The organism is Micromonospora sp. NPDC049081 (assembly GCF_040648835.1).
GTDB lineage: Bacteria > Actinomycetota > Actinomycetes > Mycobacteriales > Micromonosporaceae > Micromonospora > Micromonospora antibiotica.
Genome location: NZ_JBEZEK010000027.1, coordinates 49,081 through 74,975, shown reverse-complemented (window position 1 = coordinate 74,975; position 25,895 = coordinate 49,081). Strand labels below are relative to the sequence as shown.

Annotated in this window: 25 protein-coding genes; 17 read left to right on the top strand and 8 right to left on the bottom strand. The window is 72.2% G+C overall.

Annotation, left to right across the window (positions count from 1 at the left end):
- Window positions 1-274: 274 nt before the first annotated feature.
- The gene (locus AB0B63_RS27830; RefSeq protein ID WP_208570967.1) at window positions 275-964 is read right to left on the bottom strand and encodes a TIGR03089 family protein; all 690 of its coding nucleotides are present in this window, start codon (window positions 962-964) and stop codon (window positions 275-277) included.
- Between the two features lie 151 nt (window positions 965-1,115).
- On the opposite strand from AB0B63_RS27830, the gene AB0B63_RS27825 reads away from it, so the two are divergent.
- Window positions 1,116-2,261 carry a glycosyltransferase family 1 protein gene (locus AB0B63_RS27825; protein ID WP_357023966.1) on the top strand — a complete coding sequence of 382 codons (1,146 nt, stop codon included), beginning with the start codon at window positions 1,116-1,118 and terminating at the stop codon, window positions 2,259-2,261.
- A gap of 63 nt (window positions 2,262-2,324) precedes the next feature.
- Window positions 2,325-3,416, top strand: a complete 1,092-nt coding sequence (locus tag AB0B63_RS27820; protein WP_208570969.1) for a sugar phosphate nucleotidyltransferase — start codon at window positions 2,325-2,327, stop codon at window positions 3,414-3,416.
- 172 nt (window positions 3,417-3,588) lie between these two features.
- Here AB0B63_RS27820 and AB0B63_RS27815 read toward each other — a convergent pair whose 3' ends face one another.
- Window positions 3,589-4,155: an NUDIX domain-containing protein gene (locus AB0B63_RS27815; protein WP_307800019.1), complete on the bottom strand. Its 567-nt coding sequence runs from the start codon at window positions 4,153-4,155 to the stop codon at window positions 3,589-3,591.
- A gap of 249 nt (window positions 4,156-4,404) precedes the next feature.
- Here AB0B63_RS27815 and AB0B63_RS27810 point away from each other — a divergent pair, with 249 nt between their 5' ends.
- Both AB0B63_RS27810 and AB0B63_RS27805 read left to right on the top strand, forming a co-directional pair.
- On the top strand, window positions 4,405-5,442 hold the full coding sequence (locus AB0B63_RS27810) for a hypothetical protein (RefSeq protein WP_357023962.1): 1,038 nt from the start codon (window positions 4,405-4,407) through the stop codon (window positions 5,440-5,442).
- A gap of 276 nt (window positions 5,443-5,718) precedes the next feature.
- Window positions 5,719-6,720, top strand: coding sequence for a winged helix-turn-helix domain-containing protein (locus AB0B63_RS27805; RefSeq protein WP_219467342.1), 1,002 nt, complete (start codon window positions 5,719-5,721; stop codon window positions 6,718-6,720).
- A 170-nt stretch (window positions 6,721-6,890) separates the two neighbouring features.
- Here the strand turns inward: AB0B63_RS27805 and AB0B63_RS27800 are convergent, their stop codons facing one another.
- Both AB0B63_RS27800 and cofD read right to left on the bottom strand, forming a co-directional pair.
- Entirely contained in the window at window positions 6,891-8,054 is a 1,164-nt protein-coding gene (locus AB0B63_RS27800) for a coenzyme F420-0:L-glutamate ligase (RefSeq protein WP_208570292.1), read from the bottom strand.
- A complete protein-coding gene (gene cofD, locus AB0B63_RS27795) occupies window positions 8,051-8,998 on the bottom strand; it encodes a 2-phospho-L-lactate transferase (protein WP_208570293.1) in 948 nt (315 codons plus the stop codon). The genes AB0B63_RS27800 and cofD overlap by 4 nt, the downstream gene beginning before the upstream one ends.
- A gap of 98 nt (window positions 8,999-9,096) precedes the next feature.
- Between cofD and AB0B63_RS27790 the strand changes: the two genes are divergently transcribed.
- The 6 genes from AB0B63_RS27790 to AB0B63_RS27765 all read left to right on the top strand — a co-directional run bounded on the left by AB0B63_RS27790 (window position 9,097) and on the right by AB0B63_RS27765 (window position 15,810).
- Entirely contained in the window at window positions 9,097-10,002 is a 906-nt protein-coding gene (locus AB0B63_RS27790) for a hypothetical protein (protein WP_357023956.1), read from the top strand.
- A gap of 201 nt (window positions 10,003-10,203) precedes the next feature.
- Entirely contained in the window at window positions 10,204-12,726 is a 2,523-nt protein-coding gene (locus tag AB0B63_RS27785; protein WP_357023953.1) for a bifunctional FO biosynthesis protein CofGH, read from the top strand.
- Between the two features lie 126 nt (window positions 12,727-12,852).
- The gene (locus AB0B63_RS27780; RefSeq protein WP_208570296.1) at window positions 12,853-13,131 is read left to right on the top strand and encodes a hypothetical protein; all 279 of its coding nucleotides are present in this window, start codon (window positions 12,853-12,855) and stop codon (window positions 13,129-13,131) included.
- A 178-nt stretch (window positions 13,132-13,309) separates the two neighbouring features.
- Window positions 13,310-14,707 (top strand): DUF4331 domain-containing protein, encoded by a 1,398-nt coding sequence (locus tag AB0B63_RS27775; RefSeq protein ID WP_208570297.1) that lies wholly within the window; start codon window positions 13,310-13,312, stop codon window positions 14,705-14,707.
- 76 nt (window positions 14,708-14,783) lie between these two features.
- Window positions 14,784-15,077: a phospholipase gene (locus tag AB0B63_RS27770; RefSeq protein WP_357023975.1), complete on the top strand. Its 294-nt coding sequence runs from the start codon at window positions 14,784-14,786 to the stop codon at window positions 15,075-15,077.
- A 475-nt stretch (window positions 15,078-15,552) separates the two neighbouring features.
- Window positions 15,553-15,810 (top strand): WhiB family transcriptional regulator, encoded by a 258-nt coding sequence (locus tag AB0B63_RS27765; protein WP_007455784.1) that lies wholly within the window; start codon window positions 15,553-15,555, stop codon window positions 15,808-15,810.
- Between the two features lie 327 nt (window positions 15,811-16,137).
- On the opposite strand, the gene AB0B63_RS27760 is transcribed toward AB0B63_RS27765, so the two are convergent.
- A complete protein-coding gene (locus AB0B63_RS27760; protein WP_208570298.1) occupies window positions 16,138-16,587 on the bottom strand; it encodes a metallopeptidase family protein in 450 nt (149 codons plus the stop codon).
- A gap of 153 nt (window positions 16,588-16,740) precedes the next feature.
- Here AB0B63_RS27760 and AB0B63_RS27755 point away from each other — a divergent pair, with 153 nt between their 5' ends.
- Window positions 16,741-17,112, top strand: a complete 372-nt coding sequence (locus AB0B63_RS27755; RefSeq protein WP_208570299.1) for a DUF3499 domain-containing protein — start codon at window positions 16,741-16,743, stop codon at window positions 17,110-17,112.
- A 187-nt stretch (window positions 17,113-17,299) separates the two neighbouring features.
- On the opposite strand, the gene AB0B63_RS27750 is transcribed toward AB0B63_RS27755, so the two are convergent.
- Both AB0B63_RS27750 and AB0B63_RS27745 read right to left on the bottom strand, forming a co-directional pair.
- Entirely contained in the window at window positions 17,300-18,676 is a 1,377-nt protein-coding gene (locus AB0B63_RS27750) for an FAD-dependent oxidoreductase (protein WP_357023946.1), read from the bottom strand.
- A gap of 216 nt (window positions 18,677-18,892) precedes the next feature.
- Complete coding sequence (locus AB0B63_RS27745) at window positions 18,893-20,239, bottom strand: aspartate aminotransferase family protein (RefSeq protein WP_208570301.1); 1,347 nt, start codon at window positions 20,237-20,239, stop codon at window positions 18,893-18,895.
- 522 nt (window positions 20,240-20,761) lie between these two features.
- Between AB0B63_RS27745 and AB0B63_RS27740 the strand changes: the two genes are divergently transcribed.
- From AB0B63_RS27740 to AB0B63_RS27730, 3 genes are read left to right on the top strand one after another with little or no spacing between them, the layout of a single operon-like run.
- Entirely contained in the window at window positions 20,762-21,526 is a 765-nt protein-coding gene (locus tag AB0B63_RS27740) for a helix-turn-helix transcriptional regulator (protein WP_357023943.1), read from the top strand.
- On the top strand, window positions 21,517-21,699 hold the full coding sequence (locus AB0B63_RS27735; protein ID WP_357023940.1) for a DUF397 domain-containing protein: 183 nt from the start codon (window positions 21,517-21,519) through the stop codon (window positions 21,697-21,699). The genes AB0B63_RS27740 and AB0B63_RS27735 overlap by 10 nt, the downstream gene beginning before the upstream one ends.
- An 11-nt stretch (window positions 21,700-21,710) precedes the next feature.
- Window positions 21,711-21,890, top strand: coding sequence for a DUF397 domain-containing protein (locus AB0B63_RS27730; RefSeq protein ID WP_357023937.1), 180 nt, complete (start codon window positions 21,711-21,713; stop codon window positions 21,888-21,890).
- 30 nt (window positions 21,891-21,920) lie between these two features.
- Here AB0B63_RS27730 and AB0B63_RS27725 read toward each other — a convergent pair whose 3' ends face one another.
- On the bottom strand, window positions 21,921-22,433 hold the full coding sequence (locus AB0B63_RS27725; protein WP_357023934.1) for an Lrp/AsnC family transcriptional regulator: 513 nt from the start codon (window positions 22,431-22,433) through the stop codon (window positions 21,921-21,923).
- A 207-nt stretch (window positions 22,434-22,640) separates the two neighbouring features.
- Between AB0B63_RS27725 and AB0B63_RS27720 the strand changes: the two genes are divergently transcribed.
- Genes AB0B63_RS27720 through AB0B63_RS27710 form a run of 3 tightly spaced genes read left to right on the top strand, consistent with a single transcriptional unit; the run spans window position 22,641 to window position 25,890 of the window.
- On the top strand, window positions 22,641-23,825 hold the full coding sequence (locus AB0B63_RS27720; RefSeq protein WP_357023930.1) for a spermidine/putrescine ABC transporter substrate-binding protein: 1,185 nt from the start codon (window positions 22,641-22,643) through the stop codon (window positions 23,823-23,825).
- A 5-nt stretch (window positions 23,826-23,830) separates the two neighbouring features.
- Window positions 23,831-24,982, top strand: a complete 1,152-nt coding sequence (locus tag AB0B63_RS27715; RefSeq protein ID WP_357023972.1) for an ABC transporter ATP-binding protein — start codon at window positions 23,831-23,833, stop codon at window positions 24,980-24,982.
- 5 nt (window positions 24,983-24,987) lie between these two features.
- On the top strand, window positions 24,988-25,890 hold the full coding sequence (locus tag AB0B63_RS27710; protein ID WP_219470694.1) for an ABC transporter permease: 903 nt from the start codon (window positions 24,988-24,990) through the stop codon (window positions 25,888-25,890).
- The last annotated feature ends 5 nt before the right edge of the window (window positions 25,891-25,895 follow it).

The following is a 25,895-nucleotide window of genomic DNA, read 5'->3' as shown; positions in this document are numbered from 1 at the left end:
ACCTGCCGATGCCCGAACGTCAACACACCCGGCTTCGCCACCAGGACCTCCAACCCAACCCAAGATCAGTTGCACTGAAGCCTAGAAACCGCCCCCCTGTTCCTGACCCAAACCTCTTGATCACCGAACACCAGCGCCGTCGAGGTCGGGTGATCAAGAGGTTTACGTCATTTGTCGGCGGAATTTTGACGTAAACCTCTTGATCACCGGGGCGAGGCGAGGAGGGCGGGAGGAGGCGGGGAGGAAGCGGCGGGGCGGGGTGGAGGAGGTGGGGTCAGGGGAGGGTGTGGGTGGTGCGTTCGGTGGTGGCGCGGGTGGGGAAGCGGGAGCGGTCGGGGTTGCCGGTCAGCACGACCGTCGCCCCCCGCAGCAGCGGGGCGAGCAGCCAGTCGCGCGGGTCGGGGTGGGCGGTCGCGTCGATGAGCAGCCGGTCGCCGGGGGAGATGCCGAGGGCCGTCGCGCGGGCGTCCGCCTCGGCCAGCAGGGCCGCGTCGGTGGGGCCACCCTGGCCGGACGGGGTGAAGTGGTCACCCTGGGTGCGTACCTCGACGACGTAGTCGGCGAAGCCGGCGGGGACCTCGCGCAGCGGGGCGGCGAACGGGGCGAGCGCCAGCGCGTACCGGTCGCCGGCCGGCCAGGCGTCGGCCTCGGCCACCCGGTCGGCGGCGGCGAAGAGCACGTCCACGTCACCCGGTTCGTCACGCACCGTCAACCCGGCCGACCAGCAGCCGAGCAGCACGGCGGCGGTCTGCCAGTGTGGTGGCAGCAGCACCCCGGCCGGGTCGCCGGGGCTCAGGGCCAACTCGTCGACGAGCAGGTTTGCGGTCTTGGCCACCCAGTTCGCCAGGGTCGCGCCGGAGAGTTCGGTGCGTTCGCCGGTGGCGTCGTCGTACCAGGTCAGCAGGGGGCGGGCGGGGTCGGCCGCGATCGCGGCGGCGAACACCCGGGCAATGTTGTCGGCCATCGGCGCGAACGATACGCCCCTGTCGCCCGTATTCGATGACGATGACAAGTCGGCGTACGGTCGGGTCGGAGTCAGCGTCCGCGCCACGCTCCGGCGTAGGCTTGCCCGGAGTGTTGTTCCCCACAAACCAGTTAGTGCTAGGAGTCGCCCCGTGACCGCCGGTCGCCCGCCCCGCGTGCTCATCGACGCCACGAGTGTCCCCGCCGACCGTGGCGGCGTCGGTAGATACGTCGATGGCCTGCTCGGGGCCCTCGGCACAGTGTGCGGGGAAACGGTCGACCTGGTCGTGGTGAGCCTGCGCACCGACCTGGAGCGCTACGCCCGGATGCTGCCCGGTGCCGAGGTGATCCCCGCCCCGGCCGCTGTCGCCCACCGCCCGGCCCGGCTCGCCTGGGAGCAGACCGGCCTGCCGTTGCTCGCCCAGCAGGTCGGTGCCGAGGTGCTGCACTCGCCGTTCTACACCTGCCCGCTGCGGGCCGGCTGCCCGGTCACGGTGACCGTGCACGACGCGACGTTCTTCACCGAGCCGGAGCACTACGACAAGTCCCGGCGGACGTTCTTCCGCAGCGCGATCAAGACGTCGCTGCGCCGGGCCAGCCGGGTGATCGTGCCGAGCAAGGCCACCCGTGACGAGTTGATCCGGCTGCTCGACGCCGACCCGACCCGGATCGACGTGGCTTACCACGGGGTCGACCAGGACGCCTTCCACGCCCCGGGCGAGGAGGAGAAGGCGCGGGTACGGGCCCGGCTGGGGCTCGGCGGCAGCAGCTACGTCGCCTTCCTCGGGGCCAAGGAACCGCGCAAGAACGTACCCAATCTGATCCGGGGTTGGGCGCGGGCGGTGGGCGACCGGGAGAACCCGCCGGCCCTGGTGGTCGCCGGTGGTCAGGGGCACGACGACGACATCGACCGCGCGGTGGCCGAGGTCCCGTCGCACCTGCGGTTGCTGCGTCCCGGTTACCTGCGCTACGCCGACCTGCCCGGCTTCCTCGGCGGGGCGCTGGTCGCCGCCTACCCGTCGTACGGCGAGGGGTTCGGTCTGCCGATCCTGGAGGCGATGGCCTGCGCCGCGCCGGTGCTCACCACGCCCCGGCTCTCACTGCCCGAGGTGGGCGGTGACGCGGTCGCGTACACCAGTGAGGACCCGGACCAGATCGCCACCGACCTGGCCGCCCTGCTCGACGACGAGCAGCGCCGGTTGTCCCTGGCCAAGGCCGGTGTCGACCGGGCCAAGGAGTTCACCTGGGCGTCCAGCGCCGAGGTGCACATCGCCGCCTGGAGCCGGGCGCGTTCCTGAGTGGTCGCTGACCGTACGGCGGACCCGGCATCCGACCTGTGGCGGTTCGGGCATGATGTGCTGATGCTCTACGCCGTCATCCCGGCGGGTGGCAGCGGCACGAGGTTGTGGCCGCTGTCCCGCGCGGGGCACCCCAAGTTCCTCCATCCGCTCACCGGCACCGACGCGTCGCTGCTCCAGGCGACCGTGGGCCGGCTCGCGCCGTTGACCACACCGGAGCGCATCCTGGTGGTCACCGGGGCCGCCCACGCGGCGGCGGTGGCCCGGCAGCTGAGCGGGGTGCCGGAGGAGAACATCCTGGTGGAGCCGTCGCCCCGGGACTCCTGCGCGGCGATCGCCCTGGCGGCGGCGGTGATCGCCCGGCGGGACGAGACGGCGGTGATGGGCTCCTTCGCCGCCGACCACCTGATCCGCGACCCGGCCACCTGGGTGCAGACGGTCCGGGCGGCGATCGGCGGTGCCGAGCAGGGGCTGCTGATGACGGTGGGGATCACCCCGACCCGGGCGGAGACCGGTTACGGCTACCTGGAGACCGGTGAGCCGACCGGCGACGGCCCGATGCGTCCGGTGACCGAGTTCAAGGAGAAGCCGGCCGCGCCGGTCGCCGAGGCGTACCTGCGTTCGGGCCGGCACCTCTGGAACGCCAGCATGTTCGTCTGGCGGGTGGACGTCTTCCTCGCCGAGCTGGCCCGCCAGCAGCCCGCCCTGCACGCCGGGGTGATCTCGATCGCGGCGGCCTGGGGCACCCCTGAGCAGGACGAGGTCCTCGGCGCGGTCTGGCCGACACTGCCGAAGATCTCCGTCGACTACGCGGTGATGGAGGGTGCGGCCACCGCCGGCCGGGTCGCCACCGTGCCCGGTGACTTCGGCTGGAACGACGTGGGCGACTTCCACACCCTCGGCGAGGTGTTGCCCGCCGACCCGGCCGGCAACGTGGTGCTGGGCACCGACGCCAAGCCCGGGGTCCTGCTGCACGACGCCCACGACCTGGTGGTGGTGCCGCAGTCGGGTCGGCTGGTCGCCGCTCTCGGGGTCCGTGACCTGATCGTGGTGGACACCCCCGACGCGGTGCTGGTCTGCCCGCGCGACCGGGCCCAGGACGTCAAGGCCCTGGTCGACGAGCTGAAAGCCCGGGGCGAGGACGGGCTGGTCTGACCGTCGGGGCGGCCTGACCCCCGCCCGGTGGTATGTCGCTCCGACCGTCGGGCTTTCCGCCCGCCGGACGGGCCCACCGCCGGGGCGGGTCGACCGTCTCCCGGGGTCGGCTGTCTCCCGGGGTCGACCGTCGGGCGCGGGTCGGCCGTCGGGCGCGGGTCGGAGCGGGCGGTCAGCGGGCCCGGTGGGCGTGGACGGCCAGGGCCGGCGCGACGAGTTTGGCGGTCCCGCCGGCCAGCGGCTCCGGCAGCCGGTCGGTCGGGAACCAGCCGAGCGCCTCGGATTCGTCGCTGACCTGCTCGACCGCGTCCGGCGGGGCGAAGACCGCGAACCGCACGTCGTGGTGCAGCGAACCACCCTGGCAGCGCACCGGATGGATGTCCACGTCGATCGGTACGGGATCGATGACCAGCCCGGCGATGCCGGACTCCTCGGTGGCCTCGCGCAACGCCGCCCCGGCCAGTGTCTCGTCGCCCGGTTCGCAGTGCCCGCCCAACTGCACCCAGCGGTGCAGCTTGCCGTGCAGGCAGAGCAGCACCCGGGCTCCGGCGGCGTCGAGGATCAGCGCGCTCGCGGTGAGGTGGCCCGGCAGGTGGTGGCGGGTCAGGGCGACCGGGCCGTCGGCGAGGAGCGCGAGGGTGCGGTCCCGCGCCTCGGCGGCGTCCGGCCCGGTCGGCGTCCAACCGGCCAGCACCGCCACCGCGTCCGCGTGCAGCGCCACGTTCCCGTCGCCGGGCACTCCGGGGCGGGCTCCGCTGGTCCCGCCCGGCAGGGTGGCGGTGTCCGCCCGGCTGGCGCAGGTGGACCCGGCAGCCCCGCCCGGGTCGGCAGTCCCGCTCGGGCCGGCAGCCCTGCTCGGGTCGGCAGTCCCGCTCGGGTCGGTGGGGGTGGCTGGAACGGTGGTGCCGGCCGGGGAGGGGACCGGGGTGGCGGGGAAGGCGTCGGGCATCCCGACACTCTACGAGCGTGCGCTCCGTACCCTGGCGCGGTGAGCCTGAGACTTCTGGAGTTCGTGGTGGCGGGCAACGAGGCCAGCGACCTGTTGCCGGTCCGGTCCCGGTCGCTGCTGCGGGCGTACGACGCCGTCCGTGGTTTCTGGACCGTGCTCGACGAGGGGCCGGTGGAACACTGCCTCGCCCTGCTGCTGGAGCGCACCGACGGCGAGTGGGTCGCCCATCACGTGACGGCCGACGCGGGGGCCGAGAACGGCCGTACCGAGGACGGTGAGGCGCTCGCCGCGCACGACGGCTGGGTGTACGTCTTCGGGTCGCACTTCGGTTCCAAGGCCGGCCCGCTGCGGCCCCGCCGTGCGTTCGTGGCCCGGTTCCGGGAGGACGACGCCGCCACCGGGACGCTGCCGGTGCAGGTGGTCCGCAACCGGTTCCGGGTGCACCGGGCGGTCAACGACGCCCTGGCCAAGGCGGCGTTCACCCCGTTGCCGCCGGGTGAGCGGGTCCGCCAGCGGTTCATCGGCGAGACGGTGTCCCGGGGTACGGCGCGGGCCAAGTCCTGGGTACGCCGGCTGGCCGACGGTGACCTGCCGCTGAACGTGGAGGCGGCGACGTTCACCCCGCACGGGACGGTGCTGCTGGGGCTCCGCTTCCCGGTGACCGTGGACGGGGAACCGGTCCTGGTCGAGCTGGCCGGCATCCCGGAGATGTTCACCCCCGGTGGCGGCTGGCCGCGCGCCGGTCGGGCGTACGTGGTGACCGGTGTGACGCCGCCCGGTGCGCTGGTGGGTTTCCGCGCGATCACCCCGACGCCCGACGGCGGGTACGCGGCGGTGGTCGGGTCGATCGACGCGCTCGGCAAGGGCTCGGTGCTGCTGGACGACCATCCGACCGGTGGCGATGTCACCTCACGGCACGTCCGGTTCCGCTGGGAGCCGACCGACGACGACCGGATCGCGGGTGAGGTGGCGGCCGAGTTGGCGCCGTTCCACAATGTCGAGGGGGTGGCCGAGGTGGACGGACGCAGCTTCTACGTCACCGACGAGGATCATCGGGTGGCGCTCTGGATCGGCTGAGCCGACCACCGCTCGGGTGGTGGGCCCGGGCGACACCTCCACGGAACCAGGGCCGCAGACCCTCGTGGTGCCTCCCGGACCCACGTCTCCCTGGGCCACAGGCCACCAGGTGGACGGCGGGGAGACCCCCACGCGTCGTACCAGGCAGTAGGAGCATGCCAACCGACGGTACGGGCGTCGAGGTCTTTCAGCCCACGCTTAAAAGTGGAGATAAGTGCCGCCCGGTACAGTTCAGTGGGTCGGCGGGCTCCCCCTGCCCCGCCCCAGGAGCGCTCGATGCTGACCATTCATTTCTCCCAGGAGGACATCCTCCGGACCCGGGTCGCCCCTGCCGCCGACCCGGTCTGGGAGTCGGTCCTCAGCCTGCACCTGCTCCAGGGGCGGACCCGCGACCCGTTGATGGCGGGCTGGCGGCGGGGCGTGGCCACCGGGCTGCGTCGGGAGACCGCCGCCGACCAGTTCCGGCTGCTGTTCGCGCTGAACCCGCCCCGCGGCTACTTCCCCGACTTCCTCACCCCGTACCAGAGCCTCGACGGTTTCGAGGCGGGGCTGGACGCCGTCCGGTCCACCCCGACCGGGCTGCTGCGCCGGGACCTGGCCCTGCTGGCGGGGACGAACCCGTTGCCGCCGTCGGCTGCCGCGCTGGCCCGGGGTGAGCCGGAGGTCCTCCGCCACCTGACGGAGTCGATGGCGCAGTACCGGTCGGTGGCGATCGACCCGTACTGGGGGCGGATCAGGGCCGCCGTGGAGGCCGACCGGGCGGTACGCGCCCGCGCCCTGCTCGACGGTGGGGCGGAGGGACTACTGGCGAGCCTGCGGCCGGGGATGCGCTGGGAATCCGGGGTCCTCCAGGTCCTCGACTATCCGAACCGCCGGGAGTTGCACCTGGACGGTCGGGGGCTGCTGCTGGTGCCCTCGTTCTTCTGTGCGCGTACCCCGGTCGCCCTGCTCGACCCGATGCTGCCGCCGGTGCTGGTCTATCCGGCCGACCGGCTCGGCGGGTTGGACCCGCCCCCGGGCGAGGGTGGCCGGCCCGCCGGTGACGGCGGTAGGGAGGCGCTGGCGGCGCTGCTGGGCCGCACCCGGGCGGCGGTCCTGGAAGTCAGCGACGACGGCGCGACGACCGGCGAGGTGGCCCGGCGGCTGCACATCTCGGCCGCCGCCGTCAGCCAGCACACCACCGTGTTGCGTAACGCCGGGCTGCTGGTCAGCCGCCGCGACCGCAACACGGTGCTGCACACCCTGACCCCGCTCGGCCGGGCCATGCTCGACGCCTGACGCCTGACGCCTGACGCGTGACGCGTGACGCGTGACCCTGACGTGTGACGCGGCGAGCGGGCAGGTGCGGCTGACCCGGCGGTGTCCAGCCTCGCGGAAGCCGCCACCTCGGCGACCCTGTGGTGATCATGACCGGCTCGGTCAGCCTGCCCGGGGAGGGTGCGGGCCGGTCAGAGGGCCAGGCAGGCGCTGGCGATGCTGCCCGTCGGTGGCGGCAGCAGGGTGGACGGGATCCCCTCGGCGGCCAGCGCGATCCGCAGCCGGTGCAGGTCGACGCCGAAACGCACCAGGTCGGGCTGGTCGACGGGGGTGGGTGCCGCGCCGAGCAGCAGACCGCTCGCCCCGACCGGCCAGCCGTCGACGGTCGCGGCGAGACCGGCGCGTACCTCGTCGTCGGTGATCTGGGTGAACGTGGTGCCGGGGGCGACCACCTCGGCCACCGCGGCGATCGCCCGGTCGACGGCCGCCGGGTCCACCGGTGCCTCACCACGGCCGTCGGCAAGCGTCGCGGCGGCGCGCATCCCGGCCGCCATCGCCTCGGCGGTGCCCAGTGAGAACAGGTCCAACGCGCTCTCCCGCACCAGGGCGGCGGCTCCGGACCCGTCGTCGACCAGCCGGACCGCCGGCCGGTCGTCCCGGCCGCCGCCCCCGGCCGGCGGGTGCGCCCGGCCACCGTCGGCCGGGGGCGACGACGCCGGCAGGTAGCCCCGGACCACCGCCACCGGGACCTGGTCGCACTTGCCCTTGATCAGCTCGCCTGCGCCGGCCAGCTCGTCGACCACCGCCATCTGGGTCAGTTGCAGCTCGTTGCCGTAGGGGTCGACCTCGCCCCGGTGGTCCCGGATGGCGGGCATCCCGGCGACGCCGAGCGCCACGTCGGTCAGCCCGTTGCGCCACGGCCGGCCCATCGTGTCGCTGATGATCACCGCGACGTCGATCCGGTAGCGGTCCCGCAGGGCGGCGCGCAGCGCCCGCGCCGACGCGTCCGGGTCCACCGGCAGCAGCACCAGCCGGGTCTTGTCGACGTTCGACGCGTCGATCCCGGCAGAGGCCATCACGAAGCCGTGGTGGGTCTGCACGATCCGGGTCGCCCCCCGGCTGGCCACCACCCGGGCGGTCTCGGCGGCCAGCACCTCGTCCCGGGCGGCGAGCCGTTCCGGGCCGTCGGCCGGCACGTCCACCAGCCGGCCCTCCGCCTTGGACACGATCTTGCTGGTGACCACCAGCACGTCGCCGTCGCGCAACCACGGCGCGGCCGTGCCGATCAGCACCGCCAGGTCGTCGCCCTCGGTCACGTCGCCGATGCCCGGCACCGGCAGGATCTCCAGTCTCACACCAGCTCCATCGCGGCCCGGACCATCGCCGTGGTCGCCGCCTCGTCGGTCATCCGCAGCGGGACCGCGCGGACGGTCACCCCCGGCACCGCCACCCCGTCGTCCTCCGGCGCGACCAGCCAACCGTCGAGCAGGCCACCCTCGCGGCGACCGCCGTAGAGCCGGCCCACCCCGGCGGCGCTGCACTCGACGTCGAGGACCTCCAGGCACCGGTCGGCCATCCCGCGCACCGGTGCGCCGCCGATGATCGGCGACACCCCGACGACCCGGGCCGGACCGGTGGCGACCGCGTCGCGCAGGCCGGGCACCGCCAGCACCGGGGCGATGCTCACCACCGGGTTGCTCGGCGCGACCAGCACCACGTCGGCGGCGGCCAGCGCCTCGGCCACCCCGGGGGCCGGCTTGGCGGTGTCCGCGCCGACGAAGACGAACCGGTCGGTGGGCACGCCCGCCCGGTACCGGACCCACCACTCCTGGAAGTGGATGGCCCGCCGCTCGCCGTCCAGGTCGACCACCGCGTGCGTCTCCAGCCGGTCGTCGGTGGCCGGCAGCAGCCGTACGCCGGGCTGCCAGCGGGCGGCCAGCGCCTCGGTGACCTGCGACAGCGGATACCCGGCATTGATCATGGTGGTGCGCACCAGGTGGGTGGCGACGTCCTTGTCGCCGAGGGAGAACCAGCCCGGCTCGGCACCGTACGCCGCCAGCTCCTGCTTGATGGTCCAGCTCTCGCCGACCCGCCCCCACCCGCGTTCCGGGTCGGCACCCCCGCCGAGGGTGTACAGGACACTGTCCAGGTCGGGGCAGACCTTGAGTCCGTGCAGGTAGAGGTCGTCGCCGACGTTGACCACGGCGGTCACCTCGGCGCCCACCTCGCGGGCGTACGCCCGGACGCCGAGCAGGAATCGGGCACCCCCGATCCCGCCGGTCAGAACCACGATGCGCATGTCGTCCATCCTCCCGTACGGGACGCGAGCCGCCGCCGGGCGGCCCGGGAGACTAGGCTCACGTCGGCATCTGTCCGTTTCGCCCCGAGGGAGAGTTCGTGACCAGCCCCGCCGAGCCCGCGTCGCACGACGCGTCGCAGGCCCGCCAGATCACCGCACCCCTGCGCGAACTCGCCGCGCTCGTCCTGCTCGGCGCGAACGCCGTGCTGCTCTTCGTCGGGTTCGTCCGGCTGCTCGTGCCGATGTCGGACTACAGCACCTTCTCCGGGCGGGCGGGGAGCGAGTTCTTCGCCTTCGTCGGTATCGAGGCCACGGTGCTGCCGTTGCTGGCCGTGCTGCTGGTCACCCACCTCGCGCCGGTGTCCGGCCGGGCCCGGCAGTTCACCCAGGTCGCCCTCGCCGAGTACGCCTTCGGCGCCCTGTTCGGCGTGTTGACCTTCCTGATCTGGCTGGTCGGCCGGCTGGCCGAGGCCGAGGTGCTGGACGCCCTGCTCGGCATGTTGACCCGGGCGGCCTGGTTGGCGCTGTTCGGGATGGCCGCCTTCGTGGTCTACCGGATCTGGCGCACCCTCTACCACGTCGCGAAGCCGAAGCCCCAGCCCGGCGTCTACGGTCAGCCGCAGCCCGGCTGGCCGCAGCAGCAGGGTGGCTACCCGGGCCAGGGCTACCCGCCCCCGGGTCACCCCGGTGCCGGGCAGTACGGTCAGCCCGGGTTCGCCCCGCCGCAGTCCGCGCCGCCGTTCGGTGCTGCTCCGCAGTCCGCCCCGCCGTTCGCCCCGCCGCAGTCCGCGCCGCCGCAGTCCGGGCCACCGACCGGCATCCCGCCGCAGTCGGCCCCGCCGTTCGGGGCGCCGCAGTCGGCCCCGCCGTTCGGGCAGCCTCCGTCGGCCGACCCGACCCAGGCGATCCCGCGCCAGTCCACGGAGCCGACCACCGGTCCGGCCGACGCGGACGGGGACCGCACCCAGCCCTTCCGGCGGGACGATCCGAACACCCCGCACTGAGCCGCACCCGGCCGGGTCGGCCCGCGCCACGGCGTGAGCCCGACCCGGCCGGCGCGGTGCCACCAACCCGGGTCGGTCGGCGCGCTGCGACGCGAGGTGCCGACCCGGCCGGGACGGTGGTGCGGTAGCACCCGACGGGGAGATGTCACACCCGGCTCGCATGGCTGCCGGATCGTCCCGGCCAGCGCCTAGGCTGGGCGGATGGTTGACCGCACCGATCCCGGCCCGACCTCGGCGAGTGTGCGACGGGCGCTGCGCCGGGCCGCCACCGGGCGCGCGCTCGACGTCGACGAGGCCACCGCGCTGCTGACCGCCCGGGACGCCGACCTGGACGAGTTGCTCCGGATCGCCGGGGAGGTCCGGGATGCCGGGCTGCGCGACGCCGGCCGGCCGGGCGTGGTGACGTACTCGAAGAAGGTTTTCATTCCGTTGACCCGGCTCTGCCGGGACCGGTGCCACTACTGCACCTTCGCGACCGTGCCGCACCGGCTGCCGGCGGCCTTCCTGGAGACCGACGAGGTGCTGGCGATCGCCCGGCAGGGCGCGGCGCTGGGCTGCAAGGAAGCCCTGTTCACCCTGGGTGACCGGCCGGAGGAGCGCTGGCCGGCGGCCCGCGCCTGGCTCGACGAGCGCGGCTACGACTCCACGGTGGACTACCTGCGGGCCTGCGCGGTGGCGGTGCTGGAGGAGACCGGTCTGCTGCCGCACCTCAACCCGGGGGTGCTCTCCTGGTCGGAGCTGCAGCGGCTCAAGCCGGTCGCGCCGAGCATGGGGATGATGCTGGAGACCACCGCCACCCGGCTCTGGTCGGAGCCGGGCGGCCCGCACTTCGGCTCCCCGGACAAGGAGCCCGCGGTGCGGCTTCGGGTGCTCGACGACGCCGGCCGGGTGGGGGTGCCGTTCACCACCGGCATCCTGATCGGCATCGGTGAGACCCCCGCTGAGCGGGTCGACGCGCTGTTCGCGATCCGCCGCGCGCACCGGGAGTACGGCCACCTCCAGGAGGTGATCGTGCAGAATTTCCGCGCCAAGCCGGACACCGCGATGGGCGGCCTGCCCGACGCCGAGCTGCACGACCTGGCGGCCACCGTGGCGGTGGCCCGGCTGCTGCTCGGCCCGAAGGCCCGGCTCCAGGCCCCGCCCAACCTGATCGAGGACGAGTACGACCTGCTGCTGCGGGCCGGCATCGACGACTGGGGTGGGGTCTCCCCGCTGACCCCGGACCATGTCAACCCGGAGCGGCCGTGGCCGCAGCTCGACGAGCTGGCCCGGCAGACCGAGAAGTCCGGCTTCACCCTGCGCGAGCGGCTGACGATCTACCCGGAGTACGTCCGGGCCGGCGATCCGTGGCTCGATCCCCGGCTGTCGCCGCACGTCACCGCGCTCGCCGACCCGGCGACCGGGTTGGCCGTCGAGGCGGCCCGGCCGGTGGGCCGCCCGTGGCAGGAGCCGGAGGAGGTCTTCGGCGGCGGCCGGACCGACCTGCACGCCACCATCGACACCGCCGGGCGCACCGACGACCGGCGGGGCGACTTCGACAGCGTCTACGGTGACTGGGCGGAGGTCGCCGGCAAGGTGAGCCCCGCCGCGTCGGGCGGGCCGGTGCCGGGTGCCGACGGTGACCTGCGGGCGGGGTTGCGGCTGGCGGCCGACGACCCGGCGGCGCTGTTGGAGCCCCGACACGCCGACGCGGCGCTCGCGCTGTTCCGCGCGGACGGCCCCGCCCTGGACGAGCTGTGCCGGCTCGCCGACGACGTGCGACGGGACACCGTCGGCGACGACGTCACCTACGTGGTCAACCGCAACATCAACTTCAGCAACGTCTGCTACGTGGGCTGCCGGTTCTGTGCGTTCGCCCAGCGGGAACGGGACGCCGACGCGTTCCGGTTGTCGGTGGAGCAGGTGGCCGACCGGGCCGAACAGGCGTGGGCGGCCGGTGCCGGCGAGGTCTGCCTCCAGGGCGGCATCGACCCGAAGCTGCCGGTGACCGGGTACGCCGACATCGTCCGGGCAATCAAGGCCCGGGTACCCGGCATGCACGTGCACGCGTTCTCCCCGATGGAGATCGTCACCGCCGCCGCCAAGGCCGGCGTGCCGGTGCGGGAGTGGCTGTCGATGCTGCGCGAGGCCGGCCTGGACACCATCCCGGGCACCGCCGCCGAGATCCTCGACGACGACGTGCGCTGGGTGCTCACCAAGGGCAAACTGCCGGCCGCCGCCTGGGTCGAGGTGGTCTCGACCGCGCACGAGCTGGGCATCCGTTCCAGCTCCACGATGATGTACGGCCACGTCGACCATCCCGGCCAGTGGCTGGCGCACTTCCGGGTCCTCGCCGGGGTGCAGGACCGCACCGGCGGGTTCACCGAGTTCGTGGCGTTGCCGTTCGTGCACACCAACGCGCCGATCTACCTGGCCGGCATCGCCCGGCCCGGCCCGACCTGGCGGGAGAACCGGGTGGTGCACGCGATGTCCCGGCTGCTGCTGCACGGGCGGATCGACAACATCCAGTGCTCCTGGGTGAAGCTCGGCGACGAGGGCACCGTGGCGATGTTGCAGGGCGGCTGCAACGACCTGGGCGGCACGCTGATGGAGGAGACCATTTCCCGGATGGCCGGTTCGGACAACGGTTCGGCGCGTACCGAGGAGCAGTTGCGGGCGATCGCCGCCGCCGCGGGACGTCCCGCACGCAAGCGGACGACCGCTTACGGTCATCCGTTGCGATGACATCGAACCTTTCGCGCGTGCGGGCCGTACCAGTGTTCGCCGGCGGCGGTTGAGGCGAGGGCCGCCGCCGGCGACCTCGCGCTCCACACCGCGCGCGCTCACGCGCCGCCGGAGGAAAGGTTCCCCATGACGAGCGAAGTGCGGAAGCGTTCCTGGCCGCGACTGACCCGGCGGCAGACACTGACCGCTGCGGCGAGTGCCACGCTGGGCGCGGCGGCGCTGACGGTGACCGGCGTGTCGGCCGCGCAGAACTCCCCGTCGGCGAGCAGCGCGGAGGGTCCGATCGTGGTCCACCTGCGCGACGCCAAGTCGGGGACGTTGGACGTCTTCGTCGGTACGTCCCGGATCGAGGTACGTGACCGGGGGCTCGCGGACCGGCTCCGCCGGGCTGCCGGGCGCGGCTGACCCCGTCTGCTGTCCGACGGCGGTCTGACCTGCCCGCCGTCACCGGGTGGGGGTGACCCGCCCGCTGTCCCGGGTGGCCCTGAACCGCCCGCCCTCTCCTCTTCACCGCCAGGCGCAGGCTCCCGCGCCCGGTTCGTCATGCCCTGACTCCTCATGATCCCGCAAAGGTTGGTCCGCCATGTCGTCCCACCGCGAAGCACCGGAAATAAGCAAGGACCCGGTCGCCGACAGTTCCGACCTCTACGCCTTCGTCAGCCCCGAACGGCCCGACTCGGTGACGTTGATCGCCAACTACGTGCCGTTGCAGCTCCCCTCGGGCGGCCCGAACTTCTTCGAGTTCGGCGACGACGTGCGGTACGAGATCCATATCGACAACGACGGTGACGGCCATCCCGACGTGACCTACCGGTTCGAATTCCGTACCGAGATCACGAACGAGAACAGTTTTCTCTACAACACCGGGCCGATCGAGTCGCTGGACAGCAAGAACTGGAACCGGCGGCAGTTCTACAAGCTGACCCGGGTGACCGACGGCAAGGAGCACGTGCTCGCCAACAAGCTGCCCTGCCCGCCGTGCAACGTGGGGCCGCTGTCCATCCCCAAGTACAACGACCTGGTCCGGCAGGCGACGTACAAGCTGTCGACGGGGGAGAAGGTGTTCGCCGGGCAGCGTGCGGACGGCTTCTTCGTCGACCTGGGCGCGATCTTCGACCTGGGTACGCTGCGGCCGTTCCAGCAGTTGCACGTGGCCGGCAAGAAGCTGTTCAAGACCGAGGGTGAGCCGGTCAACTCGGTGGACCGGATGAACGTGCACAGCATCGCGGTGCAGGTGCCGCTGAGCAAGGTCCGCCGCAGGTCCAACCGGTACGGCGTGGGCGACCGGGCCTCGACGATCGGGGTGTGGACGACGGCGTCCCGGCAGCAGGTGCGGGTGCTCGGCGACCGGGTCGCCGCGGACGCCGCGATCGGCCCGTGGACCCAGGTGTCCCGGCTGGGCAACCCGTTGTTCAACGAGGTCATCGTGCCGATGTCCAAGAAGGACCTGTGGAACACGCTGCCGCCGACCGAGGACAAGCGGTTCGCCCGGTTCGTCGAGCAGCCGGAGCTGGCGGCGTTGCTGCCGGTGCTCTACCCGGGGGTCTTCCCCAACCTGGACGCGCTGAACAAGTCCAAGAAGCCCCGGGCCGACCTGCTGGCGATCCTGCTCACCGGCATTCCGTCGGGGCTGATCGACGGCTTCACCAACCTCACCGGTGACGTGCAGGCCGACATGCTGCGGTTGAACACCGCGATCAGGCCGAGTAGCAAGCCGAACCAGTTCGGGCTGCTCGGCGGGGACCTGGCGGGTTTCCCCAACGGTCGCCGGGTCGTCGACGACGTGGTGAGCATCGCGTTGCGGGCGGTGGCCGGGGTCACCGTGCCGCTGGTGGACAAGAAGTTCAAGCCGGACGCAGCGGCCGGTGCGGTCACCCCCGGCCTGAGCGCCGCCGACGTGACGGCGCCGTTCCTGCGGGACTTCCCCTTCCTCGGCACGCCGTACGACGGGTTCAACAACCCGGCCGCGGCGAACTCCTGACCGGACGGAGAGCGGCGTGAGCGGACACCACCACCACCATCATCACCAGTACGGGCCGACGGAGAGCGGCACGGTGATGCTCGACGTCGGTGGTGACACCGGTGCCCTGATCATCTACACCGGACGTGACCAGCACGGGCGGGAGATCGAGATCAGCCGGGTCGACCAGGTCGGTGCGGTGCGGACGCACTCCGCCGTACGGGAGCGGATCGTCCGGGACGGGGTGTTCCACAGCGCGGTGTATCCGGACCTGACGGCGGGTGTCTATACCGTCTGGTGGGACGAGGAGACGCCCGCCGGAACGATCTCCGTCAACGGGGGTTCGATCGCCGAATTCGTCTGGCCGACCAGCCCGTCAAGGTCGACCTGAGCACCACGACAACCGTACCGACCCGAGCGCCCCGTCCACATTGTGGACGGGGCGCTGTCGGTATTTCCGGCTCGGTGAGCGATCCGGGCCCAACCGCGTTAACCTGTCCCCCACCATGCTCATGATCTTGATAGGACCGGCCGGCCGGAGCGCCCGACGGCGCTGTGCGGGAGCGTCCGGGGCGGCGACGCCACGGCAGAAATCTGGGGCAACTCGCCGGAGAGGGCGTTACTCGCCCGGGGTCTGAATCGATAGGGCAGGTTGCGAGGGCCGGGTGGTCCGGGTGACCGTCCGGTGGCGTGTCGGGAGGACGACTCCATTATCAAGTTCGGCTTGACGGCGCACGCATTACACGCGTGTAATTTCGATGGGGTTGTTCGCGCGGAACGCACAAATAGGACCGGACGGACAAGCACGCCTTTCGCGTGGGGGGTTGCAGCGACGGTGACGTCGGTGCGCGACAAGGAGGCATCTGATGGACGGCCAGCTTGAGGTGGCCGACCTGCTCGGAAACGCGCCGGAGTGGCAGGAGCGGGCACTGTGCTCGCAGACCGACCCGGAAGCGTTCTTCCCCGAGAAGGGCGGCTCGACCCGCGAGGCGAAGCGGATCTGTTCGCGGTGCGAGGTCAAGACGGAATGCCTGGAATACGCCCTCGGGCACGACGAGCGGTTCGGGATCTGGGGTGGGCTCTCCGAGCGGGAGCGGCGCAAGCTGAAGCGGCGGGCCGCCTGAATGGAAGGTCGAGTCGGGCGGTGGGGGCCGCCCGGCTCACGCCCACAGCCGGTCGCGGGGGCGGCCGGTGTCGGGCGGCGGTCCGGCCACGACGGTGGCCGGGCGTGGCGACGCAGCACCGGGTCACGACGTGACCTGACGCCGGGTCCCGGGCGACGGTTCCCGGGCGACGGGCAGGTCAGTCCCCGGGCCCCGGGCCGGGTGGTGGAGCCGTCCTCCGGTAGATGAGTGCCCGCCCGGGTGGTGGGCCGGCGGAGTGCTGGTCCTGGTCAACCTCGGCCGAAGACCCGGGTCGTCACCGGGCGCGCAGCCTCAGGCCGGGCAGCCTCAGGTCAGCTCGTCCGGGTCGACCCCGAGCAGGTTCGCCACCTGTTCGATGATCACGTCGTGGACCAGGTCGGCCAGGTCCTCACGGTCCATCGCGCGAAACTCCAACGGCCGCCGGTAGAGCACGATCCGGGGTGGCACCTCCTGCCGGCCCGGTCGGCCGGGCAGCAACCGGGCCAGCGGCACCTCGCCGTCCTCCAGCACGTCGGAGTCATAGACGTTCAGATCCGGCGGGACGTCCTCGACGGCGAACTCCACGCCGGCGAGTTCCTTGGCGAACCGGCGCTCCAACGTCTCCACGGTGTCCAGCACCAGGTCGTCGAAGATCTCGGCCTTGGTCCGGGCCAGCGGGACGGTCGCCGGCACCAGCCGCCCACGCAGGCCACGTCCGTGCCGGTCGCGGTGGTTGCGCCGGCCGGAGCCGGGGCGGCGGCGTTCCGGGCTCGTCATGAACAAAAGGGTAGCCCCCGGTCCGGCCCGCCCGATGGCAGCGCGCGCCGACGGGCGCGGCGGGGCGTCAGGTGCGAATTGTGATCACGGTGACGGGCGTGTCGGAAAGCGAACCGGTGCGCCGGACCCGGTAATGGGGATACCCTGCCGCACGTGAGGTCACCACGGCGCTGCTCCCGTAACGCCTGCCCCCGGCAAGCGGTTGCCACATTGACCTATGTCTACAACGAGTCGACCGCTGTCGTGGGGCCGTTGGCGGCCTTCGCCGAGCCGCACACGTACGACCTGTGTGAGCAGCACGCCCGGAGCCTGACCGCCCCCCGGGGCTGGGACGTCGTCCGGCACGAGGGCGAGTTCGAGCCGCCGCCGCCCACCACCGACGACCTGGTCGCCCTGGCCGAGGCCGTCCGCGAGGCGGCCCGCCCGGTGGCCCCCCGCCCACCCCAGGACGACCACGACCCCCACCCCCAGACCCCGCCCACCGGCCGCCGTGGTCACCTCCGCGTAATCCCCCCCAACCACTAACCCCACCCCCACCCCCACCCCAGGCCAACCCCACCCCAGGCCCTCTCCCCGGTGATCAAGAGGTTTGCGTCAAGTTCGATCTTCAACCTGACGCAAACCTCTTGATCACCGGGGTCGGGGGGTCGCGGGGTCGGCGGGACGGGGGGTCGGCGGGGTCGGGGGGTGTGGGAGGGGAGCAGGGTGGGGGTTAGTGGCCTAGGAGGGGGGAGAAGAGGGTGGCGCGGCGGGCGGGGCGGCCGGTGCGGTGTTCGACCTCGTCGGCGGAGGACATCACCCGGAGGCCGGCGTTGATGGCCAGCCAGCGCAGCGGTTCCGGCTCCCAGCGGGGGGAGCGGTGGCCGACCCACGGGAGTGCGGTCAGGCCCGACTCCACGCCCCGGATCAGGTCGGCGAGGGTACGGCCGGCCAGGTTGCTCGTCCCCACCCCGTCGCCGACGTAGCCGCCGGCCCAACCCAGCCCGGACGACCGGTCCAGCCCCACCGACGCGGACCAGTCCCGGGCCACCCCCAGCGGGCCACCCCAGGCATGGGTGACCGGTACGTCCGCGCCGAGCACCGGGAAGAGTTCACCCAGCGTCCGGCGCAGCGCGGCGAAGACCCGGGGCTCCCGGTCGTAGCCGGGGGAGACCCGGGACCCGAAGTGGTACGGGGCACCCCGCCCGCCGAAGGCCAGCCTCCCGTCGGCGGTGCGCTGGCCGTACACGATGAGGTGCCGGTAGTCGGCGAAGGTCTCCCGGTCGGCCAGCCCGATCCGCTCCCAGGTCGGCGCGGGCAGCGGCGCGGTGACCACCATCAGCGAGTAGACCGGGGCGACCGTGCGGCGGTGGCCGGGCAGCATCGGGGTGTACGCCTCGGTGGCCCGGACCACCACGTTCGCGCGTACCGTGCCGTGCGGGGTGACCGCCGCGCCGGGCCGGATCGCGGTGACCGGGGACCGTTCGTACAGCGTCACCCCGTGCCGGCGTACGGCGCGGGCCAGGCCCCGGACCAGCTTCCCCGGGTGTACGGCGGCGCAGTGCGGGGTGTACGTGCCGCCGCGTACCCCGTCGGCGGCGCACCGGGCGGCGGCCCCGGCGGCGTCGAGCAGGACCAGGTCGTCGGGGTCGAGGCCGTGGTCGCGGGCCTCCGCGACCGCGGCGCGTGCCCGGCCGAGCTGGACGTCGGTACGGGCCAGCAGCACCGTCCCGCCGTGGTGCCAGTCGCAGTCGATCCCCTCGGCGGCGACCACCCGGCCCACCTCGGCGACGGTCGCCTGCATGGCCCGTTGCAGCGCCAGTGCCTGCGGCCGGCCGTGCCGACGGGTCAACGCCGGCAGTGCGGTGGGGAACAGCGCCGAGCACCATCCACCGTTGCGCCCGGACGCGCCGTACCCGGCGATCTCCGCCTCCAGCACGACGATCCGCAGCGTCGGATCGGCCACCGCCAGGTAGTACGCCGTCCACAGCCCGGTGTAACCGGCACCGACGATCACCACGTCGGCGTCGGTGTCACCGGGCAGCGCCGGGAGCGGGGTCAACGGCTCATCCACCGTGGACAGCCAGTGGGACAACTCCGGGTAGCGCATGCGGGCTCCGGGCGGTCAGCGCCGGCCGGGCCGGCGGCGGAACTTCGCTGGCCGCGAAGTGTCAGTGCCGGCCGGCGGGGACGGGTGGCCGACCGGGGTGCGGAGGTGCCCCTCGGGTGCGGGGTGGCCGGTCCGGTGCGGGTGGCCGGTCCGGTGCGGGCCGGCCGGCGGGACCGCGGGTCGAGCCGCTGTCCGGCCGGTCGGCCCGCAGACGGGTTACAGCCGGGACCACGCCTCGGTGAGTACGGCGCGCAGGATCTGCTCCATCTCGTCGAACTGCTCCTGCCCGCTGATCAGCGGCGGGGCGAGCTGCACCACCGGGTCGCCCCGGTCGTCGGCGCGGCAGTAGAGCCCGGCGGAGAAGAGCGCCGTCGACAGGAAACCGCGCAGCAGCCGCTCCGACTCGGCCTCGTCGAAGGTGGCCTTCGTCGACTTGTCCTTGACCAGCTCGATGCCGTAGAAGTAGCCGTCCCCCCGGACGTCACCGACGATCGGCAGGTCGGTGAGCTTCTCCAGGGTGGACCGGAAGGCGTCCTCGTTGGCCCGGACGTGGCCGATCAGGTCCTCCCGGGCGAACACCTCAAGGTTGGCCAGGGCCACCGCGCAGGAGACCGGGTGCCCGCCGAAGGTCACCCCGTGGGCGAACATGCCGGTCTCGGTGAGGAACGGTTCCATCAGCCGGTCACTGGCGATCATCGCGCCGAGCGGGGCGTAGCCGGAGGTGATGCCCTTGGCGGTGGTGATGATGTCAGGCTGGTAGCCGTACCGGACGGCACCGAAATACTCGCCGAGCCGACCCCACGAGCAGATCACCTCGTCGGAGACGAGCAGCACGTCGTACGCGTCGCAGATCTCACGTACCCGCTGGAAGTAACCGGGCGGCGGCGGGAAGCAGCCGCCGGAGTTCTGCAACGGCTCCAGGAACACCGCCGCCACGGTGTCCGGCCCCTCCCGTTCGATGGCCCGGCGGATCTCGTCGGCGGCCCAGACGCCGAACGCCTCGGGCGAGTCGCCGTGCTCGGGGGCCCGGTAGAAGTTGGTGTTCGGCACCTTGATCCCGCCGGGCACCAACGGCTCGAAGTCGCTCTTGATGCCGGGCAGGCCGGTGATCGACAGAGCGCCCATCGAGGTGCCGTGATAGGCGAGGTAGCGGCTGACCACCTTGTGCTTGTTGGGCCGGCCGGTGCGCTTGAAGTAGGCGCGGGCCAGCTTCCACGCCGTCTCGACGGCCTCCGACCCGCCGGTGGTGAAGAAGACCCGGTTCAGGTCGCCGGGCGTCAGCGACGCGATCTTCTCGGCCAGCTCCACGGCCTTCGGGTGGGCGTACGACCACAGTGGGAAGTACGCCAGCTCGGCGGCCTGCTTCGCGGCTGCCTCGGCCAGCTCGGTACGCCCGTGCCCGGCGTTGACGACGAACAACCCGGCGAGCCCGTCCAGGTAGCGACGGCCCTGCGCGTCCCAGACGTACGTGCCCTCGCCGCGCACGATGGTGGGCACCTCGCCGGCCGAGTAGCTGGCCATCCGGGTGAAGTGCATCCAGAGGTGGTCGGTGGCGTCGGCCATGTCAGCCCCATCGGGTCTCGGGCCGGGCAGGGGTGACACCGGCCGCTCTGCCCACGGTTATCCCACAGTCCGGCCGCGAAATGCAAGCCTAGTTCGCCTTCTGTGCGACGGATTCAGCGCGAGCATGAGTCCACGGCAACGGATTCCGCAGACCCGGGTGTCGATGGTCCCGCCGGCTGACGGTCTGCCGGCCCGTGGTCCGTCCGGATGGGGTGATCGACCCGACACCCGGCGGGGTCCGGGGCGTGAGGATGCCGCTGTGCCGGCCCACAGGAGTGGATCAAGCTTGCTGCGGCGGCGCGGCGGGTTCCCGCGAGGCTCGGCCCACGGGTGGGAACCGTCGGGTGGGCGGACCAGCGTGGGTGATTCGCGGTGCACTTCCGGTGCACTTCGCGGATCTTTCGGGGCACCTCGGGGGCCCCTGCCGGAGGTCCGCGCCGACACGCCGACGGCTGGCGGACATCGACACGCACTGTCGCTATGGTGCGCCGGAGCGTGTCGGTCAGGTGGAAGGGGCTACCGGTGAACGAGGTGCTTCGGGTGGCGATGGCGGAGCGCGGGGAAACGGTGGAATCGCTGGCGCATCGGGTGGGGGTGGATCCGAAGACGGCCGGGCGGTGGCTCAGCTCGGGGCGGGTGCCGCATCCGCGTACCCGGGTGGCGGTGGCCGGAGTCCTCGGGCGGGAGCCGGCCGAACTCTGGCCCGAGCCCTACCGTCGCCGCGACCTGCCCTGGTTCCGCCCGTGGGCAGAACTGGAACAGGACGCCACCTCGATCCGGTCGTACCAGCCGCTGGTGTTGCCCGGCCTGGTTCAGACCGAGGACTACGCCCGCGCGGTGCTGCGCGCCGGAGGGCTCTCGACCGATGAGGTCGAGCAACTCGTCGTCAGCCGGTTGGCACGGCAGGCCGTGCTCGATCGTGACCCGCCGCCGCAGCTGGTGATCGTGGTCGACGAGGCCGTGCTGTGCCGGACGGTCGGCGATCCCGAGGTGATGGCCCGCCAGGTGGGTCACCTGGCGGATGTCGCTGACCGGGAACATGTGCAGGTTCGGGTGATTCCCGCGGACGAGCCTTGGCATGCCGGTCTGGCTGGCCCGTTCATGCTGGCCCGACTGCCGGACGGGGCCGAGGTGGCCTATCTGGACAATCAGCTCCGTGGCGAGCTGGTGACCGAGAGCGCTGACGTTGTTAGCCTTGGCAGGAGGTGGGAGAGCGTGGCCGGTGAGGCGCTGTCCTCCCGCCAGTCGATCTCCCTGATTCGGGAAGCGGTGAAGAGATGGATCTGATCGAGCCCCGCTGGCGCACGGCCACTCGGAGCAGCAGTAACGGCGGTGATTGTGTCGAGGTGGCGGACAATTTGCCGGGTCGGGTGCTGGTGCGGGACAGCAAGGACCGGGTCGGCGGCACGCTGACCTTCACCCCTGAGGTCTGGCGTGCCTTCGTCGCCGCCCAGAAGTGAGCGGTGGAGAGATGGACGTGATCGAGCCCCACTGGCGTACCGCCAGCCGCAGCAGCAACAACGGCGGTGACTGTGTCGAGGTGGCCGACAACCTGCCGGGTCGGGTGCTGGTGCGGGACAGCAAGGACCGGACGGGCGGCACGTTGAGCTTCACCCCCGACGCCTGGCGTGCGTTCGTCGCCGCCCGCTGAGCGCCGGGGAGTAGGCCACGGTGGGCGGGCTCAGGCCGTACCCCAGCTGTAGGTTTGTTTGCGGAGCTTGAGATAGACGAACGCCTCGGTGGCGAGCACCCCGGGCACCGACCGCAGCCGTTGCAGGATCTCCAGCAGGTGGGCGTCGTTGCGGCAGACCACCTCGGCGAGCAGGTCGAACGAGCCGGCGGTGATCACCACGTAGTCGAGTTCGTCGAACTCGGCCAGCCGGTCGGCGACGGCCTCCAGGTCGCCGTCGGTGCGCAGGCCGATCATGGCCTGCCGGGGGAAGCCGAGCTGGAGTGGGTCGGTCACCGCGACGATCTGCATCACCCCGGCGTCGAGCAGTCGCTGCACCCGCTGGCGGACCGCCGCCTCGGAGAGCCCGACCGCCTTGCCGATCGTCGCGTACGGCCGGCGGCCGTCCTCCTGGAGCTGCTCGATGATCTGTTTCGCCACGTCGTCCAACAGCGCGTGGCTGGCACCTTCGCGCACCGTGACGCGTCGCCCCCCGCTGCCGTTCTCGTGCTGTCGGATCGTCATCGACCGCTCCCCATGTCCGTTCCCCCAGCTGAGCCTAGTGCCATCGCGCAGTTTGGCGTAATTCGTCGTCAGAGGCTATTGCGGCAACGGAATCCCTTGTGAGGCTGGTTACCTCATGCCAGGATCAGTCGTCTCAGGCACCCGACCCCTCCCGCCGGCGCCGCACCCCGTCCCCGCCGCCGTCGGACGACCCCTAGGAGTCGTCACATGCGTATTCCCCTGCGGCCCCTCACCCGGCGTGGACTGCTCACCGGCACCCTCGGATCGGCCGCCCTGCTCGCTGCGGGCGGCAGCCTCGCCGGTTGCGGCACCAAGGCCGCTACCCAGACCGAGGCGGGCTGCAAGAGCGACGACCTGTCGGCCACGGAGAAGACCCTCGCCTTCTCCAACTGGCCGCAGTACATGGACGTGGACGACAAGGACGCCGGGAAGCGGCCCAGCCTCGACGCGTTCGTCGCCGCCAGCGGCATCCAGGTGACCTACACCGAGGACATCAACGACAACAACGAGTTCTTCGGCAAGGTGCAGAACCAGTTGGCCGGCTGTCAGAGCACCGGGCGGGACATCATCGTCCTGACCGACTGGATGGCCGCCCGGATGATCCGGCTCGGCTGGATCCAGAAGCTCGACCCGGCCAAGGTGCCGAACGTGGCGGCCAACCTGCTGCCGTCGCTGCGCGGGCGTTCCTTCGATCCGGAGAACCGGGTGGCCATCCCGTGGCAGTCCGGCCTCGCCGGGCTGGCCTACAACGGCAGCGTCACCGGGGAGATCCGCACCGTCGACGAGCTGCTCACCCGCTCCGACCTCAAGGGCAAGGTGACCGCCCTGTCGGAGATGCGGGACACCATGGGCCTGCTGCTCCAGTCCAACGGGCACGACCCGTCGAACTTCACCGCCGCCCAGTTCGACGACGCGCTCAACAAGCTGCGCAAGGCCGTCGAATCCAAGCAGATCCGTCGCTTCACCGGCAACGACTACGCCCCCGACCTGGCCAAGGGGGACATCGCCGCGTGTGTCGGCTGGTCCGGCGACGTGATCCAACTGGCCGGCGACAACCCCAAGATCAAGTTCGTCGCGCCGGACTCGGGGGTGATGCTGTTCAGCGACAACATGCTGGTGCCGAACAAGGCCACCCACCGGGGCAACGCCGAAGCGCTGATCGACTACTACTACCAGCCGGCGGTCGCCGCGAAGCTCGCCGCGTTCGTCAACTACATCTGCCCGGTCAAGGGCGCCCAGGCCGAGATGGAGAAGATCGACCCGGAGCTGGCCGCCAACCCGCTGATCTTCCCGGACGACACCCTGCTGGCGAAGTCGAAGGTCTTCATGGCCCTCGACGAAAAACAGGAAAAGGAATACGAGTCGAAGTTCCAGCAGGTCATCGGGGCGTGAGCGGGATGGCGAACGAGGCACCCGCCGGTGACCTGCGGCTGGCCCACCTGAGCAAGCGGTTCGGCGTCTTCACCGCCGTCGACGACCTCAGCCTGACCGTCCCGCAGGGCTCCTTCTTCGCCCTGCTCGGGGCGTCCGGCTGCGGCAAGACGACCACCCTGCGGATGATCGCCGGGCTGGAGGAGCCCACCGGCGGGCAGGTGCTCCTCGGCGACCGGGACATCGCCCGGCTGCGGCCGTACCAGCGGCCGGTCAACACCGTCTTCCAGAGCTACGCGCTCTTCCCGCACCTGGACATCGCCGAGAACGTCGCCTTCGGGTTGCGGCGGCGGGGCATCCGCAAGGTCGGCGACCAGGTCCGCCGGATGCTGGCCCTGGTCCAGCTCGACGGCTACGAACGGCGTCGCCCGGCCCAGCTCTCCGGCGGCCAGCAGCAACGGGTCGCACTGGCCCGCGCCCTGATCAACCACCCGCAGGTGCTGCTGCTCGACGAGCCGCTCGGCGCGCTCGACCTGAAGCTGCGCCGGCAGATGCAGATCGAGCTGAAACGCATCCAGACCGAGGTCGGCATCACCTTCGTGCACGTCACCCACGACCAGGAGGAGGCCATGACGATGGCCGACACGGTCGCGGTGATGAACGCCGGCCGGATCGAGCAGCTCGGCGCACCCGCCGAACTCTACGAATACCCGGCGACCGCGTTCGTGGCGAACTTCCTCGGCCAGTCCAACCTGCTCGCCGCCGACGCCGCCGGACCGGCCGGGTCCGAGGTGCCGGTCACCGCGCACGGCGCGCGCTTCTCGGTGCCCGTCGACCGCGCCCGCACCGACCGGGGTCCGGTCTACCTGGGGGTACGTCCCGAGAAGCTGCACCTGGTCGAGGCCGTCGACCAGGTGCCCACCGGCCACCAACAGGTCGAAGGGGTGATCACCGACGCGTCGTACGTGGGGGTGAGCACCCAGTACCTGGTGCGCACCGGATGGGGCAGTGAACTGTCCGCGTTCGCGGCGAACAGCGGCGTCGGCCGGCAGCACCCAGTCGGCGCGACCGTGGTGGCGCACTGGGACCCCCGGCACGCCTTCCTGCTGCCCCGCGAGCCCGGTCAGGACGACCACACCACCCCGCTGCTCGACGAGCCCGTCGGGGCACCGTCGTGACCGCACTGGCCCAGTTGGGCGGCGGGACACCGGCAACCGGGGCACCGCCACCGGCCCGGCCCGGCCGGCACCGGCTGCTGCCGTACCTGCTGCTGCTGCCGGGGGCGGCCTGGCTGCTGGTCTTCTTCGTCGTGCCGCTGCTGCAGTTGGCTGCCGCCAGCCTCTACGACCCGACCGGTTCGCTCTCCACCGGGTACGCGCTGACCTGGGCGTTCGGCAACTATCCGGAGGCGGTGCAGGCGTACTGGCCGCAGTTCGCCAGGTCGTTCGGCTATGCCGGGGCGGCGCTGGTGCTGGCCCTGCTGCTGGGCTACCCGCTGGCGTACGCGATCGCGCAGAAAGCCGGCCGGTGGAAGAACCTGCTGCTGGTCTGCGTGGTCGCCCCGATGTTCACCAGTTTCCTGGTGCGCACCCTGGCCTGGAAAACCATCCTGTCGGACAACGGCGTGCTGGTCGGGCTGCTGCGCGACGTACACCTGCTCGGCCCGGACGGGCGACTGCTCGCCACCCCGGTCGCGGTGGTGCTCGGGTTGACGTACAACTTCCTGCCGTTCCTGGTCCTGCCGTTGTACGCGAGCCTGGAGCGGCTCGACTACCGGCTGCTGGAGGCGGCCAGCGACCTGTACGCCGGCCCGCTGCACGCCTTCCGCACGGTCACCCTGCCGCTGTCGATGCCCGGCCTGATCGCCGGCACCCTGCTCTTCTTCATCCCGGCCACCGGCGACTACATCAACGCCGAACTGCTCGGCACCCCCAACGAGTACATGATCGGCAACGTCATCGACTCGGCGTTCCTGGTCCGGCTGGACTACCCGCAGGGTGCCGCCCTGTCGTTCCTGCTGATGGCGGCGATCCTCGCGGTCGTCTTCGTCTACCTGCGCCGCGCCGGCACGGAGGATGTCCTGTGAGCGGT

Bases quoted from the DNA above. Each gene is read 5' to 3' on its own strand.
- AB0B63_RS27830 (WP_208570967.1), bottom strand. From the start codon at position 964: ATGGCCGACAACATTGCCCGGGTGTTCGCCGCCGCGATCGCGGCCGAC.
- AB0B63_RS27820 (WP_208570969.1), top strand. From the start codon at position 2,325: ATGCTCTACGCCGTCATCCCGGCGGGTGGCAGCGGCACGAGGTTGTGG.
- AB0B63_RS27805 (WP_219467342.1), top strand. From the start codon at position 5,719: ATGCTGACCATTCATTTCTCCCAGGAGGACATCCTCCGGACCCGGGTC.
- cofD (WP_208570293.1), bottom strand. From the start codon at position 8,998: ATGCGCATCGTGGTTCTGACCGGCGGGATCGGGGGTGCCCGATTCCTG.
- AB0B63_RS27785 (WP_357023953.1), top strand. From the start codon at position 10,204: ATGGTTGACCGCACCGATCCCGGCCCGACCTCGGCGAGTGTGCGACGG.
- AB0B63_RS27780 (WP_208570296.1), top strand. From the start codon at position 12,853: ATGACGAGCGAAGTGCGGAAGCGTTCCTGGCCGCGACTGACCCGGCGG.
- AB0B63_RS27775 (WP_208570297.1), top strand. From the start codon at position 13,310: ATGTCGTCCCACCGCGAAGCACCGGAAATAAGCAAGGACCCGGTCGCC.
- AB0B63_RS27770 (WP_357023975.1), top strand. From the start codon at position 14,784: ATGCTCGACGTCGGTGGTGACACCGGTGCCCTGATCATCTACACCGGA.
- AB0B63_RS27765 (WP_007455784.1), top strand. From the start codon at position 15,553: ATGGACGGCCAGCTTGAGGTGGCCGACCTGCTCGGAAACGCGCCGGAG.
- AB0B63_RS27760 (WP_208570298.1), bottom strand. From the start codon at position 16,587: ATGACGAGCCCGGAACGCCGCCGCCCCGGCTCCGGCCGGCGCAACCAC.
- AB0B63_RS27750 (WP_357023946.1), bottom strand. From the start codon at position 18,676: ATGCGCTACCCGGAGTTGTCCCACTGGCTGTCCACGGTGGATGAGCCG.
- AB0B63_RS27745 (WP_208570301.1), bottom strand. From the start codon at position 20,239: ATGGCCGACGCCACCGACCACCTCTGGATGCACTTCACCCGGATGGCC.
- AB0B63_RS27735 (WP_357023940.1), top strand. From the start codon at position 21,517: ATGGATCTGATCGAGCCCCGCTGGCGCACGGCCACTCGGAGCAGCAGT.
- AB0B63_RS27730 (WP_357023937.1), top strand. From the start codon at position 21,711: ATGGACGTGATCGAGCCCCACTGGCGTACCGCCAGCCGCAGCAGCAAC.
- AB0B63_RS27725 (WP_357023934.1), bottom strand. From the start codon at position 22,433: ATGACGATCCGACAGCACGAGAACGGCAGCGGGGGGCGACGCGTCACG.
- AB0B63_RS27720 (WP_357023930.1), top strand. From the start codon at position 22,641: ATGCGTATTCCCCTGCGGCCCCTCACCCGGCGTGGACTGCTCACCGGC.
- AB0B63_RS27715 (WP_357023972.1), top strand. From the start codon at position 23,831: ATGGCGAACGAGGCACCCGCCGGTGACCTGCGGCTGGCCCACCTGAGC.